Annotated in this window: 16 protein-coding genes and 1 tRNA gene; 9 read left to right on the top strand and 8 right to left on the bottom strand. The window is 67.0% G+C overall.

The window, feature by feature from the left end:
• Nucleotides 1-103 precede the first annotated feature (103 nt).
• From thrB to argS, 5 genes are read right to left on the bottom strand one after another with little or no spacing between them, the layout of a single operon-like run.
• Nucleotides 104-1,090: a homoserine kinase gene (gene thrB / locus AC1DKQ_RS12900; RefSeq protein ID WP_476919189.1), complete on the bottom strand. Its 987-nt coding sequence runs from the start codon at nt 1,088-1,090 to the stop codon at nt 104-106.
• A gap of 2 nt (nt 1,091-1,092) precedes the next feature.
• Complete coding sequence (gene thrC, locus AC1DKQ_RS12895) at nt 1,093-2,199, bottom strand: threonine synthase (RefSeq protein ID WP_476919188.1); 1,107 nt, start codon at nt 2,197-2,199, stop codon at nt 1,093-1,095.
• Nucleotides 2,200-3,516 (bottom strand): homoserine dehydrogenase, encoded by a 1,317-nt coding sequence (locus AC1DKQ_RS12890; RefSeq protein WP_476885598.1) that lies wholly within the window; start codon nt 3,514-3,516, stop codon nt 2,200-2,202.
• Nucleotides 3,517-5,004 (bottom strand): diaminopimelate decarboxylase, encoded by a 1,488-nt coding sequence (gene lysA / locus AC1DKQ_RS12885; RefSeq protein WP_476919187.1) that lies wholly within the window; start codon nt 5,002-5,004, stop codon nt 3,517-3,519.
• A 5-nt stretch (nt 5,005-5,009) separates the two neighbouring features.
• Nucleotides 5,010-6,659, bottom strand: coding sequence for an arginine--tRNA ligase (gene argS / locus AC1DKQ_RS12880; RefSeq protein ID WP_476919186.1), 1,650 nt, complete (start codon nt 6,657-6,659; stop codon nt 5,010-5,012).
• 197 nt (nt 6,660-6,856) lie between these two features.
• Here argS and AC1DKQ_RS12875 point away from each other — a divergent pair, with 197 nt between their 5' ends.
• The 6 genes from AC1DKQ_RS12875 to AC1DKQ_RS12850 all read left to right on the top strand — a co-directional run bounded on the left by AC1DKQ_RS12875 (nt 6,857) and on the right by AC1DKQ_RS12850 (nt 11,638).
• Nucleotides 6,857-7,300 carry an FMN-binding protein gene (locus tag AC1DKQ_RS12875; RefSeq protein WP_476885595.1) on the top strand — a complete coding sequence of 148 codons (444 nt, stop codon included), beginning with the start codon at nt 6,857-6,859 and terminating at the stop codon, nt 7,298-7,300.
• Nucleotides 7,301-7,321: 21 nt separating this feature from the next.
• Nucleotides 7,322-8,194, top strand: coding sequence for an FAD:protein FMN transferase (locus AC1DKQ_RS12870; RefSeq protein ID WP_476885594.1), 873 nt, complete (start codon nt 7,322-7,324; stop codon nt 8,192-8,194).
• Nucleotides 8,191-9,798, top strand: a complete 1,608-nt coding sequence (locus AC1DKQ_RS12865) for an FAD-dependent oxidoreductase (RefSeq protein WP_476919185.1) — start codon at nt 8,191-8,193, stop codon at nt 9,796-9,798. Before AC1DKQ_RS12870 ends, AC1DKQ_RS12865 begins: the two co-directional genes overlap by 4 nt.
• A 148-nt stretch (nt 9,799-9,946) precedes the next feature.
• A tRNA-Arg gene (locus AC1DKQ_RS12860) sits at nt 9,947-10,019 on the top strand.
• Nucleotides 10,020-10,211: 192 nt separating this feature from the next.
• Nucleotides 10,212-11,285, top strand: coding sequence for a M4 family metallopeptidase (locus AC1DKQ_RS12855; protein ID WP_476919184.1), 1,074 nt, complete (start codon nt 10,212-10,214; stop codon nt 11,283-11,285).
• Between the two features lie 59 nt (nt 11,286-11,344).
• Nucleotides 11,345-11,638, top strand: a complete 294-nt coding sequence (locus tag AC1DKQ_RS12850) for a protealysin inhibitor emfourin (protein ID WP_476885591.1) — start codon at nt 11,345-11,347, stop codon at nt 11,636-11,638.
• Between the two features lie 36 nt (nt 11,639-11,674).
• Here the strand turns inward: AC1DKQ_RS12850 and AC1DKQ_RS12845 are convergent, their stop codons facing one another.
• Complete coding sequence (locus tag AC1DKQ_RS12845; RefSeq protein WP_476885590.1) at nt 11,675-12,640, bottom strand: GlxA family transcriptional regulator; 966 nt, start codon at nt 12,638-12,640, stop codon at nt 11,675-11,677.
• Between the two features lie 92 nt (nt 12,641-12,732).
• Here AC1DKQ_RS12845 and AC1DKQ_RS12840 point away from each other — a divergent pair, with 92 nt between their 5' ends.
• Nucleotides 12,733-12,900: a hypothetical protein gene (locus AC1DKQ_RS12840; RefSeq protein ID WP_377985543.1), complete on the top strand. Its 168-nt coding sequence runs from the start codon at nt 12,733-12,735 to the stop codon at nt 12,898-12,900.
• A 192-nt stretch (nt 12,901-13,092) separates the two neighbouring features.
• Complete coding sequence (gene hrpA / locus AC1DKQ_RS12835; protein ID WP_476919183.1) at nt 13,093-17,133, top strand: ATP-dependent RNA helicase HrpA; 4,041 nt, start codon at nt 13,093-13,095, stop codon at nt 17,131-17,133.
• Between the two features lie 55 nt (nt 17,134-17,188).
• Here hrpA and AC1DKQ_RS12830 read toward each other — a convergent pair whose 3' ends face one another.
• Nucleotides 17,189-17,617: an HIT family protein gene (locus AC1DKQ_RS12830; protein WP_476919182.1), complete on the bottom strand. Its 429-nt coding sequence runs from the start codon at nt 17,615-17,617 to the stop codon at nt 17,189-17,191.
• Complete coding sequence (locus tag AC1DKQ_RS12825; RefSeq protein ID WP_476919181.1) at nt 17,614-18,804, bottom strand: NAD(P)-dependent alcohol dehydrogenase; 1,191 nt, start codon at nt 18,802-18,804, stop codon at nt 17,614-17,616. Before AC1DKQ_RS12825 ends, AC1DKQ_RS12830 begins: the two co-directional genes overlap by 4 nt.
• A 195-nt stretch (nt 18,805-18,999) precedes the next feature.
• Between AC1DKQ_RS12825 and AC1DKQ_RS12820 the strand changes: the two genes are divergently transcribed.
• Nucleotides 19,000-19,205 (top strand): hypothetical protein (locus AC1DKQ_RS12820; RefSeq protein ID WP_476919180.1); only part of this gene is annotated, 206 nt, incomplete at its 3' end.

Raw genomic sequence — 19,205 nt, 5'->3', positions numbered from 1 at the left:
GAAAGCAGGTGGCACCGGAAAATATTGCGCAGTGAAAGATGAGAGAGGCTACGTGGCCAACATCGCGGTCTTACAACGGTTACTAACTTTACCGCCTGCGTATTTACCGCCGGTGCACTTCCACTTTAGCACCTTCAACGTCCACGGCCAGCTTCATCACGCGCCAGCCTACTTCCGGCGTGTTGCCCGCGGTGTGGGCGCCGATGAAGTCCACCACCTCGCGGGCTTCCGCCTCTCCGTTGGCCAGCACCAGCACGGTGGGTCCGGCACCGGATACGACGGCGGCGTGCCCTGCCCGGCGCAGCGCGCCGATCAGCTCGGCGCTGGGCCGCATGGCCTGGGCGCGGTAGCTCTGGTGCAGGTAGTCCTCGGTGCCGGGCAGCAGGAATTCCGGGGCGGCGGTCAGGGCATGGATCAGCAGGGCCGCGCGCCCGGAATTCATGGCCGCGGCATGGTGGCCTACCGATGCCGGCAACAGTGCCCGGGCGGCTTCCGTGGAGAGTTCGTAGTCCGGCACGGCAACCACCGGGATCACCGAGGCGGCCACGGACGCGCAGGTGCTGCTGTACTGGTCACTGTCCTGCCATGACAGCGCCAGTCCGCCGAAAATGGCGGGTGCCACGTTGTCCGGGTGGCCTTCCATTTCGCTCGTGAGCTGCAGGATCCAGTCCCGGCCCCGCCGCGAGGCCAGCGGAACCAAGGCATTCGCGGCGCTGACGGCCGCCACCACGGCCGACGCCGACGAACCCAGGCCCCGCCCGTGCGGGTTGACGTTGTCCGCCGTGATCCGCAGGCCTTCGTGCCGGAATCCGAGGCGGTGCAGTGCCTCGGTGAGGGCCCTGACCACCAGGTGCGTCGCATCGCGGGGCAGGGACTCGGCCCCCTCGCCGGTGAGCTCGAATTCAAGTTCACCGCTGGCCAGGGTTTCGACGGTGAGCGTGTCATGCAGCGTGAGCGCCAGGCCGAGGCTGTCGTACCCGGGGCCCAGGTTGGCGCTGGTGGCAGGCACGCGCACGGTGACCAGCTGGCCCGCCGGAACGGCCGGCGAGCCGGCAGCTGATTCGGCCGGGACGGTGAGGGTTGTTTCCAACGTTATTTTTCTTCCAGTCCCAGTGCTGCGGCGACCGTGACGACGTCGTTGGAAACCTTGACCGGCTGCACGTCGCTGCCGTCCTCGGTGCGCAGGGCCCATTGCGGGTCCTTGAGGCCATGACCGGTCACGGTGATCACGATCGTCTTGCCGGCCGGGACTTCCCCGGCCGCGTGCTTTTTGATCAGTCCGGCGACGCCGGCAGCGGAGCCGGGCTCCACGAAGACGCCTTCCCGTGCGGAGAGCCAGCGGTGTGCGGACAGGATTTCCTCGTCCGTGACGGCCTCGATGACGCCGCCGGATTCATCCCGGGCCGCCACGGCGGTGTCCCAGGAGGCGGGGTTGCCGATCCGGATGGCGGTGGCAATGGTGTCGGGCTCGGTGATGGGGTGGCCTGCCACGAAGGGCGCCGCCCCTGCGGCCTGGAAGCCCCACATGACAGGGGTCTTGGTGGACACGGCAGGCAGCGCCCCGGCGGTGGGCGATTCAAATGCCGCGGCGTACTCCTTGTAGCCCTTCCAGTACGCGCTGATGTTGCCGGCGTTGCCCACCGGAAGCACGTGGAAATCGGGGGCGTCGCCGAGTGAATCCACCACTTCGAAGGCACCCGTCTTCTGCCCTTCGATCCGGGCAGGGTTGACGGAGTTGACCAGGAACACCGGGTAGGACTCGCCGAGCTTGCGGGCGATGTCGAGGCAGTCGTCGAAGTTGCCGTCCACCTGGAGCAGGGTGGCTCCGTGCGCGACTGCCTGGCTCAGCTTTCCCATGGAGATCTTGCCCTCGGGAACCAGCACAGCACACTGCAGCCCGGCCGCCGTCGCGTAGGCCGCCGCGGAAGCAGACGTGTTGCCGGTGGAGGCGCAGACCACGGCCTTGGCGCCGGCGGCCACCGCTGCCGTCATGGCCATGGTCATGCCGCGGTCCTTGAAGGAACCTGTCGGGTTCATGCCTTCGACCTTGAGGTACACGGTGCTGCCGGTCAGCTCGGAGAGGTGGCGGGCGTGCACGAGCGGGGTGCCGCCCTCGCCCAGGCTAATCACCTTGGTGGCTTCCGTGACAGGAAGACGATCAGCGTATTCGCGGATGACACCGCGCCATTGGTGAGCCACTTAGACTCCTTCTACCCGGAGTACGGATGTGACGGAATTGATGACGTCCAGGCGCCTGACGGCCTCGACGGTTGCTGCAAGTGCGGCCTCGCGTGCACGGTGTGTCACGATCCGCAGTTCGGCCGACTCCACGTTGGAGTCGGCGTCGCGGTGGATGGTCTGCCGCATGATTTCAATGGACACGCCGTGCTCCGCAAAGAGCTGCGCGATCCGCGCCAGGACGCCGGGCTGGTCCGCGACGTCGAGTCCGATGTAGTAGCTCGTGACGGCCGCGTCGATGGGCAGCGGGGGCACGTGTCCCGTGGTGGTTTCGGTCCGGCCGGGGCCGCCGAGCACAATGCGCCGGGCCGCGGACACGAGGTCGCCCAGCACGGCGGACGCCGTCGGGGTGCCGCCGGCGCCCTGGCCGTAGAACATGAGCTCGCCGGCGTTCTCGGCTTCGATGAAGACGGCGTTGAACGCACCGCGGACGGCAGCGAGGGGGTGTTCGCGCGGCAGCAGCGTGGGGTGGACGCGGACCGAGACGCCGGTTTTGCCGTCCTCGTCATCGAGTTTCTCGGCAATCGCGAGCAGCTTGATGACAAAGCCGGCTTCTTTGGCGGCGGCGATGTCCGCCGCGGTGACCGACGTGATGCCCTCGCAGGAGACGTTTTCCAGGGCGAACCGCGTGTGGAAGGACAGCGACGCAAGTATCGCGGCCTTGGCTGCGGCGTCGTAGCCTTCGATGTCCGCAGTGGGGTCCGCTTCCGCATAGCCCAGGCGCTGGGCCTCGGCCAGCGCATCGGCGAACTGCGCTCCGGTGGAGTCCATCTGGTCGAGGATGAAGTTGGTGGTGCCGTTGACAATCCCGAGCACCCGGGTGATCCGGTCGCCGGAAAGGCTGTCGCGGATGGGCCGCAGGATGGGGATGGCGCCGGCCACGGCCGCCTCGTAGGAGAGCTGCACCCCGGCCTTGTCCGCTTCCTCGTACAGCGTGGGACCGTCCTGGGCCAGAAGCGCCTTGTTGCCGCTGACAACACAGGCTCCGTGGCGCATGGCAGTCAGGATCAGGGTCCGGGCCGGCTCAATCCCGCCCATGAGCTCGATGACGACGTCGGCGTCCTTGACGAGGACTTCGGCGTCAGTGGTGAACAGCTCCTGCGGCAGTTCGACGTCGCGCTCGGCATCGAGGTTGCGCACCGCGATGCCCTGCAGCTCCAGCCGGGCGCCAGTGCGCGCGGCGAGGGCCTCGGCGTCGTCAATGAGAATCCGCGCAACCTGGGCCCCAACGTTGCCACAGCCCAGCAGGGCCACTTTCAGGGTTCGCAATTCAGACATTCAGACTCCCATGTCGCGGTTGAGCAAATCTTCTTCGGTTTCCCCGCGGACAATGAGCCGGGCAGATCCGTCGCTGACAGCGATTACGCCCGGCCGGGCCAGATAGTTGTAGTTGCTTGACAGGGCCCAGCAGTAGGCGCCGGTACCCGGTACAGCAAGCAGATCACCGGCTGCCACGTCCTCGGGCAGATATACATCTCTAACAACTATGTCGCCGCTCTCGCAATGTTTGCCCACCACTCGGGACAGCTGCGGCGCCGCATCGGAGCTCCGCGAGGCGAGAATCGCCGAATAATCCGCGTCGTACAGCACCGGCCGGGGGTTGTCGCTCATCCCGCCGTCCACCGACACATACCGGCGCGGATACGTAACGTCCCCGCCGGGATTCCCGCTGGTGGATGCCCCAGCCGTGGACCCGGCGGCCGGGGAATCCACGCGGACGGTCTTGAGGGTGCCGACCTCATACAGCGTGAAGGTGGTGCTTCCGACGATCGCGCGGCCGGGTTCGATCGAAATCCGGGGGGCGGCAATGTCCAGTTCAGCGCACTTGGAACGGACGACGGCGGCCATCGCCTGCGCGATCTCGGCAGCCGGGCGCGGGGTGTCAACGGGGGTGTAGGCGATGCCGTAGCCGCCGCCGAGGTCAAGTTCTGGCAGCACGATGGAGTACTTCGACTGCATCGCTGCCAGGAAGTCCAGCAGCCGCTCCGCGGCGAGGGCGAAGCCGTCCGGTTCGAAGATCTGGGAGCCGATGTGGCAGTGCAGGCCCAGCAGTTCGATGCTCGCGTGCCCTGTGGCCGCGGCCACGGCTTCCTCTGCGGCGGACAGCCCGGCCTGGTCCGTGGAATCCCCGGCCATGGAGAGCCCGAATTTCTGGTCCTCGTGGGCGGTGGCGATGAATTCGTGGGTGTGGGCGTGCACGCCGGGGGTCAGCCGCAGCATGACTCTGGCGGTGTCACCGCGGTTGGCGGCGATCGCCGCGACGCGTTCGAGCTCGTCGAGGCTGTCCACCACGATCCGGCCCAGCTGCATGTCCAGGGCCCGGTGGATTTCGCCGTCGGACTTGTTGTTTCCATGCAGGGCGACGTCGGCGCCGGGGATGCCGGCGCGGAAGGCGACGGCGAGCTCGCCGCCGGAAGCCGTGTCCAGGCGCAGCCCCTCCTCCTCGACCCAGCGGACCACAGAGGTGCACAGGAAGGACTTGCCGGCATAGTAGACGTCCACTCCCCCGCAAATATCGGCGAAGGCGTCGTTGAACGCGTCGCTGAATGCCCGGGCCCGGGCCCGGAAGTCGGTCTCGCTCAGCACGAACAGCGGTGTGCCGTACTGGCGCTGCAGCTCGCTGACCGTCAGCCCCTCGATGGTGAGCTCGCCGGCGTCGTTCCGTGTGACACCGCCCGCCCACAGCGGTTCGTGGAGGGCGTTGAGGTCGGCAGGGACCTCGAGCCAGTCCGGCGCGAGCGGTGACTGTCCTGATGTTGACGTCATGGCGGTTACATCCGTTCCGGCGCCGAGACGCCCAGCAGTTCCAGACCGTTGGCCAGCACCTGGCTGGTGGCGTCGTTAAGCCACAGCCTGGTGCGGTTGGTGTCCGTGATGGGTTCCTCGCCCAGGGGCGCCACACGGCAGGCGTCGTACCAGCGGTGGTAGGCGCCGGCAATGACTTCGAGGTGGCGGGCCACGCGGTGCGGCTCGCGCAACTCGGCGGCCTTGGCCACGATCGAGGGATAGCTGCCCAGGTGCGAGAGCAGCTCGTTTTCGGTGGGATGTTCCAGCAGTGCGGCGTTGAAGGAGCTGCGCTCCACGCCTGCGGCCACTGCATTGCGGGCGGCACCGCGGGAGCGGGCGTGGGCGTACTGGACGTAGAACACCGGGTTTTCGTTGCTGTGCTTCTTCAACAGGTCCGGGTCCAGCGTCAGCGGCGAATCGGCCGGGAACCGGGCGAGCGAGTACCGGACGGCGTCCTTACCGAGCCAGGAGATGAGGTCCTTGAGCTCGATGATGTTGCCGGCGCGCTTGGACAGCTTGGCGCCGTTAACGGAGACCAGCTGGCCGATCAGGACCTCGATGTTTATCTCGGGGTCATCGCCCGCGGCGGCCGCGATGGCCTTGAGCCGGTTGATGTAGCCGTGGTGGTCGGCGCCGAGGAGGTAGATCTTCTCGGTGTAGCCGCGGTCCTTCTTGGACAGGTAGTAGGCGGCGTCGGCGGCGAAGTACGTCGGCTCACCGTTTGCGCGGACCATCACGCGGTCCTTGTCGTCGCCGAAGTCGGTGGTGCGCAGCCAGACCGCGCCGCCGTCGTCGAAGACGTGGCCCTGTTCGCGCAGGCGGGCGACGGCGTCTTCGATCGCGCCGGCGTCGTGGAGCTCCTGTTCGGAGAAGTAGACATCAAAGTCGACGCCGAACTCGGCCAGCGTCTGCTTGATGTCGTGCATTTGCGCCTTGTACGCGGCGCCCCGGATCACCGGCAGCGCCGCCACTTCGGTGAGTTCGCGAATGTCCGGGTGTTCGGTGAGCACCTCGTGGCCAAGGTCCGCGATGTACTGGCCCGGGTAGCCGCCCTGGGGCACGTCCCGGCCGTGCAGCCGGGCGAACACGGAGTTCGCGAAGACGTTCATCTGGGAACCGGCGTCGTTGATGTAGTACTCGGCGGTGACGTCGGCACCTGAGGCCCGGAGGACGCGGGCGATCGCGTCGCCGAGGGCGGCCCAGCGGGTGTGGCCGATGTGCAGCGGGCCTGTGGGATTGGCCGAGACGAACTCCATGTTGACCACGTGGCCGGCGAGCGCGGTGTTGGTGCCGTAGGTGGCACCTGCCTCGACGATCGCCTTGGCGAGGGTACCGGCGGCAGCAGCGTCCACGGTGATGTTCAGGAAGCCGGGGCCGGCGATGTCCACCGCGGACACGCCGGCGATCGTTTTGAGCCGGGCGCCCAGGACGGACGCGAACTCCCGCGGATTGGTGCCTGCCTTCTTGGCCAGCTGGAGGGCGACGTTGGTGGCCCAGTCCCCGTGGTCCCTGTTCTTCGGGCGCTCCACACGCACCTCATCCGGGATGTCGGCCGCTGAAAGGGCGATGTCACCGGCCGAGACAGCGTCCTTCAGGCAGGCGGAAATGGCGAGGGAGAGTTCTTCTGGGGTCACACTTCTAGCCTACCGGTGGGCCCGTGTGTGGTGGAATCTGGCGCCTGGCATGACGGCTGGGGTCAGGCTCCGGGAAAACCCAAGGTGGTCAATGCCTGCCACCAAGGCTGAACCGTTACCCTGAAATCGACGTCTGCAACCCTGAAATGCCTGCACATTGTTCGCTGTCCGAGTCCCCGCAAAGAATCGAGTCCCGCATGAATACCGCCTTCCGCAAGAGCGTCCTCGTCGGCATTGCCGGCCTCTCCGTCGCCGGAACTGCGGCCGGCTGCGCCCCGTCTGCGCAAGCACCGGCCGCCCAGGGCGCGCCCCCGGCGTCGGAGTCAGCTGCCAGCACCGGTTCCTACAAGGACGGCACATTCAGTGCCGACGGGAACTACAAGTCGCCCAACGGCACCGAGACCGTCGGCGTGGAGCTGACGTTGGCCAGCGGTGCCGTGTCCGACGTGAAGATCACGCAGCACCCGTCGAATCCGAACACCCGCAAATTCCAGGGTGAATTCGCCAGCGGCATCCAGGCCCAGGTGGTCGGCAAGAAGCTCGACGAAATCAACGTTTCCAAAGTGGCGGGATCCTCGCTGACCAGCGGCGGCTTCAACCAGGCCGTGGCGGATATCAAGACACAGGCCCAGGCCCAATAGGCCGGCAGGGACAGAGGAATCGTGCCGCATCCGGGCTGGACGCACTTCAGATTTGACGGGATCGGGACCCGGTGGGAGATTTCCACGCCGTCCCCGCTCTCCGACGAACACCGCCGTGGATTGCTCGCCACGGTGGAGAGGTACGACGCCGCGTGGTCCCGGTTCCGGCCCGACTCGCTCATTGCGGACGCTGCCCGCTCGGTTGGCCGCTTTGAGCTGCCCGCCGAATCAGCCGCCCTGGCCCAGCTGTACGGCACGCTGTACCGGCTCACCGGGGGTGCCATGACCCCGCTCATTGGCGGCAGCCTCGAGCGCCTGGGCTACGACGCTGATTACACCCTGCGCCCGGGCGGTGCGCCGCTTCCAGCTCCGCGCTGGGAGGAAGTGCTGGACTGGCAGGGCACCGCGCTGACAACCACGGCTCCGGTGGTAATCGACGTCGGCGCGGCCGGCAAGGGACAGCTGGCCGATCTGCTTTCCGCCCAACTCCGGGATGTCGGCTGCGCCGAACACTTCATCGACGCCAGCGGGGACCTGCTGAATCCGGGACCGGACCCGGTGGCGGTTGCCCTGGAGCATCCCTACGATCCCACCCGGGCCATCGGCACCGTCCAGCTGGGGGCCGGTGCCCTCTGCGCTTCCGCTGCCAACCGGCGGGCCTGGGGTGACGGGTTCCATCATGTCCTCGACGGCACCACGGGAGCGCCGGTGCGCAGCGTGGTCGCCAGCTGGGCCATGGCCGGGTCCGCTATGGTGGCCGATGCGCTCGCCACCGCATTGTTCTTTGTCGACGGTCCGCGGCTGGAGCAGGAGTTCAGTTTCGCTTGGCTCACGGCCTACTCGGACGGGCACGCGGAATATTCAGCCGATTTTGAAGGGGTCCTGTTCTCATGACTGTCATCACCACCACCGCCCTCGGCTCGAGGCTGGACACCGCCCTGGGCCGGCTCACCATGTACCGGTTGGTGCTGTGGGTCCTGGCCGTTTTGGCCGGCTACAGCCTGCTGCTCAACGTGCTGGGCTGGCTGACGTTCGGACTGCCGGAAATGCTGGCCCACCTTGCCTTGTGCCTTGGCCTGACGTACGCCTCCAGCCAGGGCCTCGCCGCGCTGTTCCACGTGCGGCCGCACACGGAATCCTCGCTCATCACCGGCCTGCTGCTGTACTTCCTTTTCTGGCCCAGCCAGCTGACCCAAGGACTCCAGGTGGCGGAAATCGCCGGCGTCGCCCTGGCCTGCGTGCTGGCCTCGGCCTCGAAGTATGCGCTGGCCTGGCGCGGCCGCCACATCTTCAATCCGGCCGCGGCGGGCGCCTTCCTGGCCGGGCTGACCGGGCTCAACATTGCCACCTGGTGGGCGGCCACGCCGGCGATGCTCTGGCTGGTGCTGCCGGGGGTACTGCTGGTGCTCTACCGGACCGGGAAGTTCGCTATGGCAGCCGTCTACACCGTGGTGGCCGTGTCCATTGTGGCCGCGGACCTGCTCCAGGCCGGACTGGAACTTCCCGAGGCGCTGTGGCAGACCTTCGCGCAGCGCCCGGTGCTGTTCTTTGTAGGGTTCATGCTCACTGAACCTCTCACCTTGCCGCCGCGGCGCTGGCAGCAACTGGCGCTGGCCGCCGTCGTCGGGGTGCTGTTCGCGGTCCCCTACAACCTGGGCTTCGTGGCCAACTCCCCCGAGCTGGCGCTGCTCGTGGGCAACGTGCTCGCCTTCGCCGTTGGGCAGCGCGGCGGGGTCCGGCTCCAGTTCGTCGCCAGCCGCCCGCTGACGCCGACGACGACGGAATTCAGCTTCCGTCCGGAGCGGCCGGTGCGCTTCATTCCCGGACAGTCCCTGGAGCTGCACCTGCCGCCGGACACAGCACGCGGGAACCGCACCCGCAAGGGTGACGGGAAGGGAATCCGGCGCGTGTTCAGCCTGACCAGCGCGCCCGGCGCTCCCCTGCTGAGAATCGGGGTGGGGACGGCAGAGCCGGTGTCATCAGCCAAGCGCTCGCTCCTGGCCCTTGCCCCGGGAGACGAAATCAGCTCCACCACGATCAACGGCGACTTCCTCCTGCCCCGTAACCCGGCCACCCCCGTGCTGCTCATCGCGGCCGGGATCGGCATCACCCCCTACATAGCCCAACTGGCCGCGGCGCCGGCCGGAAGCTCGGCCGCGGATTCCGCGGGGGCCTCTGCCGGGGACCGCGACCTTCACCGCGATGTTGTCCTGCTGTACCTGGCAAAGAATGCCGCCGAACTGGGCTACGCCGAGGAGCTGCAGCGCTCCGGTGCGCGAATCCTGGCCCGGCTTGCCGACGGATCGGTGCCGCCGGACTTCATGGAGGACGCCGGCTCACGAAGGATTGACGCGGAGGCGATTAGGGAGCTGGTGCCGGACATCGGCGGCCGGGAAGTCTTCGTCTCCGGCTCGCCCGCCAGCGTGCGTTCGCTGCGGGCCGCGGCACGGGGCGCGGGTGCCCTCCGGATCCATGCGGATTCCTTCACCGGCTACTGAGCGGGCGGGCCATGCTGCAAGACGCGTTGACCCCCAGTCGTCTCCACTTGACTCTACAAATGGGTGGCTTTTTCCATGGTTTTCCATTGGAGGCCACCTTCCTGCTAAGCTCTAGGACGTCCCGCTGGTAACGGCAGGAACCCTGGATGCCCTCGTAGCTCAGGGGATAGAGCGTCTGCCTCCGGAGCAGAAGGTCGTTGGTTCGATTCCAATCGAGGGCACAAAATATCGGCATCACCGGGAAAACCCCGCTGTCTCAGTGAGACGGCGGGGTTTTTTGTCCAGTGAATCCCGACGAAAGAACGCGGAAACCCAGCGACTTTACCCCTGCCGATTGTCGGTGCCCCCTCGTAGGCTGTGTTCATCGGTAGCGGGCTACCCTGCCCGGTCCGAAGCGTGAAGGGGGTCTCACCATGTTCGTTCCAACTCCGTACTGCTCCATCGTTCCACCATATTTGCTCCGCCGGTTGGCCGCTCAGCAAAAGCCGGAACTCTCCAAGGCCGCCCGCGCGGCAAAGGAAGCCCTGCAACACGTCCCAAGCTTCCAGGCCTCCCGCGCAGTACCCGGGCCCGGCAGGCATCCGGGGATACGGGAGCTGAAGCCGTCCGCGCCGGAGCGGACGGTCTATGACGCCAAGTCCGCCGAACAGCTGCCCGGCAGCGTGGTCCGCAAAGAAGGCGAACCGCCCACCGGCGATCCTGCCGCCGATGAGGCCTACGACGGGCTGGGGCACACCCACCGCCTCTATGCGGAAGCCTTCGGACGGAATTCGATCGACGGCAAAGGCCTCCACCTTGATGCGACGGTGCACTACGGCCGCCTGTACGACAACGCGTTCTGGGACGGCCAGCAAATGGTCTTCGGCGACGGTGACGGCCAGGTCTTCGAGCGTTTCACGAAATCCCTGAGCGTGATCGGCCACGAACTCACTCACGGCGTGACCCAGTACTCCGCGGGGCTGGTCTACCGCAACCAGGCCGGTGCCCTGAACGAATCAATATCCGACGTCTTCGGTGCCCTCGTTGAGCAGTATGTCCGGAAGCAGTCGACGGCGGAAGCCAGCTGGCTGATCGGCGAAGGCCTCTTCACGGACCAGGTGCAGGGCGCCGCTTTGCGTTCCATGAAGGCACCCGGCACGGCCTACGACGACGACGTGCTCGGCAAGGACCCTCAGCCGGATTCGATGGACGGCTACGTGCGCACCAGCGCTGACAACGGCGGCGTGCACATCAACTCCGGAATCCCCAACCGCGCCTTCTGCCTGGTTGCCACGGCCCTCGGCGGCAATGCCTGGGACGCGCCGGCACAGATCTGGTACGAGACGTTGACGGGCGGAAAGCTCTCCCCCACAGCCACGTTCGGCGCCTTCGCCAAGGCCACGGCTGCCTCCGCCAAGGAGCTTTTTGGGGACGATTCCAAGGAACATGACGCAGTGCGCTCCGCGTGGGAAACTGTGAAAGTAAAGTTCCCGGGGGCCCGACGATAAGCCAAGCCCCCGCAAATCGAGTCCATTTGAGACCCGAGTCCGATGAAGATTCGAGTGCGATGAAAATCACTGTTCAGCGCAGTGGCGGCGTGGCCGGAATGAAGAGGACGTGGACCGTCCAGCCCGAGCCACCGGAGGACACCGACCGGTGGCAGCCACTGATCGAAGCCTGCCCGTGGGACGACGTCGCCGGGATCAGCGGGACAGCCGGCCAGCCGGACCGGTTCATCTACAGCATCCGGGCCGATCAACGCCGCGCGGTCCTGCCGGAGCGCGCGCTGACTGGTCCGTGGCGCGACCTCGTAGAATGCGCCCGGGCCGCGGCGGAGGGGTCGGCCCCAAGTTTTGGCTAGACGTTTCCTATACCGCCTGCCTGTCTGCGGCGCCCATCATGCCGTGGCCAGGTGCCCCCGGAACGTGCGCCGGTAGGACTGGGGGCTGGTGTCCAGCGCTTTGGCAAAGTGGTGCCTCAACAGGACCGAATGCCCGAATCCGGATTCCCTTGCGATTTCGTCGATATTGAGCTCCGTGCTCTCCAGCAGCTCCTGGGCGCGCAGCACCCGCTGGGAATTGAGCCAGGCCGCCGGGGTGGCACCCGTTTCCGCGCGGAAGCGCCGTGCGAACGTCCGCGGCGACATATGGACGCGGGCCGCCAGTTCGTTGACCGCGTGTTCCTCGTCCAAGTGCCGGACCATCCACTGCAGCAGCTGCTCCATGGGCTCCGAGCCGCACGTCGGAATGGGCCGGTCGATGTATTGGGCCTGGCCGCCGTCCCGGTGCGGCGGGACCACCATGTCCCGGGCGATGGCGGCGGCCACCTTGGCGCCGAACTCAACGCGGACCAGGTGCAGGCAGGCATCGATCCCTGCGGCGGTGCCGGCACTGGTAATGATCCGGCCGTCTTCGACGTAGAGGACGTTTTCATCCACCAGGACAGCGGGGTACCGGGTGGCCAGTTCCTGGGAGTAGTGCCAGTGCGTGGTGCAGCGGCGGCCATCGAGCAGGCCCGCCCGAGCCAGGGCGAAGGCCCCGGAACAAATGGACATCACCCACGCACCGCGGGCGTGGGCGGCCCGCAGCGCCTCCAGGACGGCTTCGGGAACGTCCTCGTCCCGGCCGTATGGCGCCATCACCACCAGGTCTGCGTCCGCAGTCGCTTCCAGTCCGAGACCAACGTGCATGGAGAGGCCGGATTTGAGCGGGACGTCGCCCGGCTCCGGGGCGCAGACGCGGAAATCGAATGCGGGCACGCCGCTTCCGCGTTCCGAGCGGTCGATGCCGAAGACCTCGAAGGCGGTCGCGAACTCGAAGATCGAGAAGTTGGGAACCACGATCATTGCCACTGATTTGATCATGACTCCATCCTGACAGAACAGTGGCAGAAATTATAGCTTTTTGGTCATTTCTGCCACTTCTTTATGGTCCCGGACCAGAGAACCATGGAGGTATGGAACTCCTCGGAATCGCCCTCATCATCCTGGTTCTTGCCGGCGTCACCGCCACCATCGCCGCCCTCCGCAAGGATGGCCTCGGCCACACCCCGCCCGTCCGCTCGGAAGAATACTGGATGGCCCGGGACCTGCCGAGCATCAACTACACGATGCGGAACATCTAAGTCCGCGCACGTTTTGTCCACCCGCCCATCGGGCCCGGTCATCCAGCCGGGCCCTCAACATGCGCCGGGGCTGAGAGGCGCAGCTGAACAACAGGACAAGACTCCAGAATCACAACCGGACCCGAGAACAGGACTGCACAGCCGCCGTCGCCACACCAGTAGACAGTCCACCCCAGTAGACTGTCTCCAGCCATGACATTCCATATTTCCTACCCCGCCGAGCTACCGGTTTCCGAGCGCCGCGAAGATCTGATGGCCGCCATCGCGGCCAACCAGGTGACCATCATCGCCGGCGAGACCGGCTCGGGTAAGACAACCCAGATCCCCAAGATGTGCCTGGAGCTCGGCTTGGGCGAGAACGGGCTGATCGGCCACACCCAGCCCCGCCGGCTCGCGGCCCGCACCGTGGCCGAGCGCATCGCGGAGGAACTCGGCGTCGAGATCGGCCAGGAAGTGGGCTTCCAGGTCCGCTTCACCGGCCAGGTCAGCCGGTCCACCAAGGTCAAGCTCATGACCGACGGCATCCTGCTGGCGGAAATCCAGCGGGACAGGCTGCTGCGCAAGTACAACGCCATCATCATCGACGAGGCCCACGAGCGCAGCCTCAACATCGACTTCATCCTCGGGTACCTCAAGCGGATCCTGCCGCAGCGCCCGGACCTGAAGATCATCATCACCTCGGCCACCATCGATCCGGAGCGCTTCGCCAAGCACTTCGGCACCGAGGAGGAGCCCTCCCCCATCATCGAGGTCTCGGGCCGGACATTCCCGGTGGAGATCCGCTACCGCCCGCTCTCCCAGCCCGCCGGCGGCACCGGTCCCGAAGAAGGAGCTGGGGAAGGCGCAGCCTCGGACGACGAACTCGAGGAGGACCGCGACCCGCTCGATGCCGTGTGTGACGCCGTCGACGAACTCGCGCTGGAAGCCCCCGGCGACGTCCTGATTTTCTTCTCCGGCGAGCGCGAAATCCGCGACGCGGCGGAGGCCCTCAACGCCCGCATCCGGTCCAACCGGCGCCTGGCCGGCACCGAGGTCCTTCCCCTCTTCGCCCGGCTGAGCCTGCAGGAGCAGCACAAGGTCTTCCACCCCGGCAGCAAACGCCGGATTGTGCTGGCCACCAACGTCGCCGAAACCTCGCTGACGGTCCCCGGCATCAAGTACGTCATCGACACCGGCACGGCGCGGATCTCGCGCTACTCGCACCGCACCAAGGTCCAGCGCCTGCCGATTGAGCGTGTCTCCCAGGCCTCGGCCAACCAGCGCTCGGGCCGTTGCGGCCGGGTCTCCGACGGCATCGCGATCCGGCTGTACTCCGAGGAGGACTTCGAGTCGCGGCCGCTGTTCACGGACCCGGAGATCCTGCGCACCAACCTCGCGGCAGTCATCCTGCAGATGACCGCCATGGGCGTGGCCCGCGGACCGAAGGATGTGGAGAACTTCCCCTTCGTCGAGCCGCCGGATTCGCGCGCCATCAACGACGGCGTCAGCCTCCTGCGCGAGCTCGGCGCCCTCAGCGCCGCCCGGCCCCAGGAGCCGGCGGACGACGGCGACGGCCGCCGGCCTGCCGGCGCTGCCGCCGGAAGAAACGGCGGCGGGCTCACCGCCGTCGGGCAGCAGCTGGCCCAGCTGCCGGTGGACCCCAGGCTCGGCCGGATGATCGTGGAGTCCGGCAAGCGCGGCTGCGTCCGCGAGGTCATGATCCTGGCCGCGGCGCTGACCATCCAGGACCCGCGCGAGCGCCCAACCGACAAACAACAGCTCGCCGCGGAGAAGCACGCCCGGTTCCGGGACGAGAACTCGGACTTCACCGGCTACCTGAACCTGTGGAACTACCTGCAGGAGAAGCAGCAGGAACTGTCCTCCACGGCGTTCCGCCGGCTCTGCCGCAACGAGTTCATCAACTATCTGCGGGTCCGGGAGTGGCAGGACCTGTTCGCCCAGCTCCGCCAGCTCGCCCGGCCGCTGGGCATCAGCCTGGACAACAAACGGCTCACCGATCCGGTCGGCAACCACGAGGGCATCCACATGAGCCTGCTCTCGGGGCTGCTGAGCCACATCGGCATCCTCGACGAACGCAAGCGCGAATACGTCGGTGCCCGGGGCACCCGCTTCGCGATCTTCCCCGGCTCGGCGCTGTTCAAGAAGTCCCCCACGTTCGTGATGGCCGCCGAGCTGGTCGAGACCAGCCGGCTCTGGGCCAGGGTGGCGGCGAAGTTCGATCCGCTCTGGGCCGAGCAGGTGGCACCGCACCTGGTCAAGCGCAGCTACAGCGAACCACACTGGTCCAAGAAGATGGGCTCGGTGATGGCCCATGAAAAGGTCACGCTCTACGGGGTGCCGATCATTCCCAGCCGGCGGGTCAACTACGGACGGGTGGATCCCGAGCTGTCCCGGGAGCTGTTTATCCGGCACGCCCTGGTCGAGGGCGACTGGCAAACCCACCACAAGTTCTTCCACCGCAACCGTGCCCTGCTCCAGGAAGTCGAGGAACTCGAGGCGCGGATGCGCCGCCGCGACATCCTGGTCGACGACGAGACCCTCTTCGAGTTCTACGACGCCCGGATCGGCGCGGACGTCGTATCAGAGCGGCACTTCGACAAGTGGTGGAAGGACGCGCGGCAGCAGGATCCCACGCTGCTCGACTTCGACCAGTCCCTGCTGATCAGCGAGGACGCCGCGGCACTGGACGACTCGGCCTACCCCAAGACCCTGCTGCACAAGGGCTTCGAGCTGCCGCTGAGCTACGAGTTCCACCCCGTGGCTCCCGGTTCACCACCGAATCCTTCGGACGGGGTGACCGCCGAGGTCCCGGTGCTGTTCCTGAACCAGCTGGACGACGCCGCGTTCCGCTGGCTGATTCCCGGGCAGCGGGTGGAACTGGTGACAGCGCTCATCAAATCTCTGCCCAAGCAGATCCGCAAGAACTTCGTTCCCGCCCCTGATGTGGCCCGTCAGGCAGTCGCGGCGCTGGAAGCGGACTTCGATCCCGCCACGGACGAGCTCGAACCGTCGCTGGAACTGGTGCTGCGCCGGATCCGCGGACAGGTCATCCCGCCAGGGTCCTGGAACTGGGACGCCGTACCTGCGCATTTGCGGGTCAGCTTCCGGGTGGTGGATTCCCGCGGCAAGTTGCTTGATGAGGGCAAGGACCTCACCGCGCTGCAGGAGCGGCTGGCCCCGGCAACCCGCCGTGCCATCGCGGAATCCCTCGGCGCCACACCGGGCACCACGGCACCGGCCCAAGGGAAGTCCGGCCTGAAGGGGCAGGACACAGGAAATGGAAAAGACGCCCGGACCTCACACGCCGGCACGTCGCCGTCGGCCGCCCTGGCGGCTGCCACAGCCGCGGCCCCGGGCGGGTTCACGGAAAAGTCCGGGCTCACGGACTGGACCTTCGGAACCGTTCAGCGCCAGGTCCAGGGCATCGTTGGCGGTCACACCGTCACCGGCTACCCGGCCTTGGTGGACGAGGGAAAGTCCGTGGCGCTGCGGCTGTTCCAGACGCCGTCGGAACAGCAGGAAGCCATGCGCGGCGGTGTCATCAGGCTCCTGGCCCTGAAAGTGCCGCCGCCGGACCGGTACGTCCTGGAGCACTTGAGCAACACCGAGAAGCTGACGTTCAGCCAGAACCCGCACGGTTCCGTGACGGCGCTCATCGCTGACTGTGCCCTGGCCGCCATCGACAAGCTCACCCCGGCCGCACTGCCGTGGGACGAGGCATCGTTCAAGGCGCTGTACGAGAACGTCCGGGCGGAGCTGATCGACACCGTCTTCACTGTCACCGCCGTCGTCGAACGCATCCTGGCCAGCACCCGCCGGATCGAAAAGCAGCTCAAGGCCACCACCAGCCTGGCGCTGATCAGCGCGCTCAACGACGTCAAGATCCAGCTCGAACAGCTGGTGTATCCGGGGTTCGTGGCACGCACGGGCTACGCCCAGCTCAGCCAGCTGCCCCGCTACCTCACGGCGATCGAAAAACGCCTCGAGAAGCTTCCGGGCAACGTCCAGCGGGACGCCCAGCACATGGCCGCTGTCCAGGCCCTCGAGGACGACTACGACGACGCCGTTTCCGCGCTGCTGCCCGGGCGGCGGGCCGGTGCGGAGTTAACCCACGTGCGCTGGATGATCGAGGAACTGCGGGTGAGCCTCTTCGCCGTCGAACTCGGGACCGCCTATTCGGTGTCCGAGAAGCGCATCCGGGCGGCGCTTAACAAAGTACTGGCGCCGGCGTAGACCCTTTGGGGAATGCTGCGCCGGCGCCAGTACTTGGCGACGTGATTGCTTGCTTCTAGGCCTTCGGAACGTGCTCCGCGTGGCCGGCCGTGCGGAGGCCCTCGCGGAGCTTCTCCGCGTTGGCGTCCAGCCTGGCCGGATCCGGGTGGTGGTCCGCCGAGCCGAAATCAAAATCCGCCATCGAGTTGGAGGGCCATACGTGCACGTGCATGTGGTTGATTTCGTAGCCGGCCACGATCAGCCCTGCCCGGGCGGCGTCGAACACGTCCACCTGGACTGCACCGATCTTGCGGGCAACCTCCATGACCCGGCTCAGCACCTCCGGCGAGGCGTCCGTCCAGCGGTCCACTTCCTCGGTGGGCACCACCAGGGTGTGTCCGTCGGCCAGCGGGCCCATGGTCAGGAACGCCACCACGTGGTCCTCGCGCCAGACAAAGCGGCCCGGGATCTCGCCGTTGATGATTTTGGTGAAGAGAGTGCTCATGCGTCCGCCTTTTCTGCCGGGGACCCCAGGGTACTGACGTCCAGGACAAAACGGTACTTCACGTCGCCCGCCACCATGCGGTCGTAGGCTTCGTTGAGCTGGTCTGCCCCGACCACCTCGACGTCGGACACCACGCCGTGCTCGGCGCAGAAGTCCAGCATCTCCTGGGTCTCGGCGATGCCGCCAATCAGCGAACCCGCGTAGGCGATCCGGCGCCGGATCAGCGCCCCCGGGTTGACGGGCGGCATCGGATCGGCGGGCAGGCCCAGCTGGAACAGCGCGCCGTCCAGGCGCAGCGTGCGGAAGAAGGGGTTGAGGTCGTGCGGCGCGGCGACGGTGTCGATGATGACGTCGATGCTGCGGTTCGCGGCTTCCATGGCGGCGGGGTCGGTGGAGAGGATGACGTCGTCGGCACCCAGCTCGCGGGCCGCGGCGAACTTGCTCTCCGACGTCGTGAAGACCTTCACCTCGGCGCCCATGGCCTTGGCAATCTTGACGGCCATATGGCCGAGGCCGCCCAGCCCGACGACGCCGACGACGTCGCCTTCCTCGACCTCGAAGTGGTTCAGGGGCGAATACGTGGTGATGCCTGCGCACAGCAGGGGCGCGACGGCGGCGGGGTCCAGGATTTCCGGAACCCGCAGGACATAGTTGCGGTCCACCACGATGGACGTGGCGTACCCGCCCTGGGTGATGGCGCCGTCGTTGCGCGCATCCTTGGCCCCGTAGGTTCCCACCAGAGCGTTTTCGCAATACTGCTCGAGGCCGTCCAGGCAGCTGTCGCATTCGCGGCAGGAATCCACCATGCAGCCCACGCCAACGCGTTCACCGATCGTGAAGTCGTCGACGTCGGCACCGAGCCGGGAGACCCGGCCGACAATCTCGTGGCCCGGGATCAACGGGTACGTGTCGCCGCCCCATTCACCCCGGGTGGCGTGGACGTCCGAGTGGCAGAGTCCGCAGAATTCGATGGCGATCTCGACGTCGTCCGCCTTCGGTGCCCGGCGGGAGACGGTCAAGGAAACAAGGCCGCTATCCGGCGCGGTGGCACCGTATGCGGCGGCCAGGGTGGGGCCGGCGGTCTGCGCGGCGCTGCCCGCGGCGGTGCTCGCTGCCGTGCTCGCGTCGCTGTCCGGATCCGGCAGCGGCTTGGCAAGGGGCGGGGGTACGGGACGTCCAGGTGTCATACGTTGACGCTACCCCCGGTTCTGGCAGGTATTCCACTTTTGGTGCGGCTCGCCGCGCTGCCGGGCCAGAATCGATGCGGGGATTCCGGTGTCACAGTGGGTTGCCGCTACCGCTGACATGGCCGCCCACAAGGCCTTTTTCCTCCTCCTCTGGTTGTGCCTTTTAATGTCAGACCCCCGGACTTAAGTTCAACTATGGACGGCAACCAGGGGCCCGACGTGGCTCCATCAGTAGCAGGGCGGGCTGGCGACGAATTCCGGGACCTGCTCGCGTTCTGCGCCCGCACGCTCCGGGACTTTCGTCAGGCCGAGGATCGAGCCGGAATCATCGAACAGTACCGGCAGCTCGACGAGTTGAAGTCTGCGATCGACACCTTGCTGATGCTCCTTCGGCTCGACGT

The sequence above is a fragment of the Arthrobacter sp. 05L421 genome (assembly GCF_056397785.1).
The sequence above is the reverse complement of the archived record's forward strand: the minus strand, read 5'-3'. Positions and strand labels throughout refer to the sequence as shown.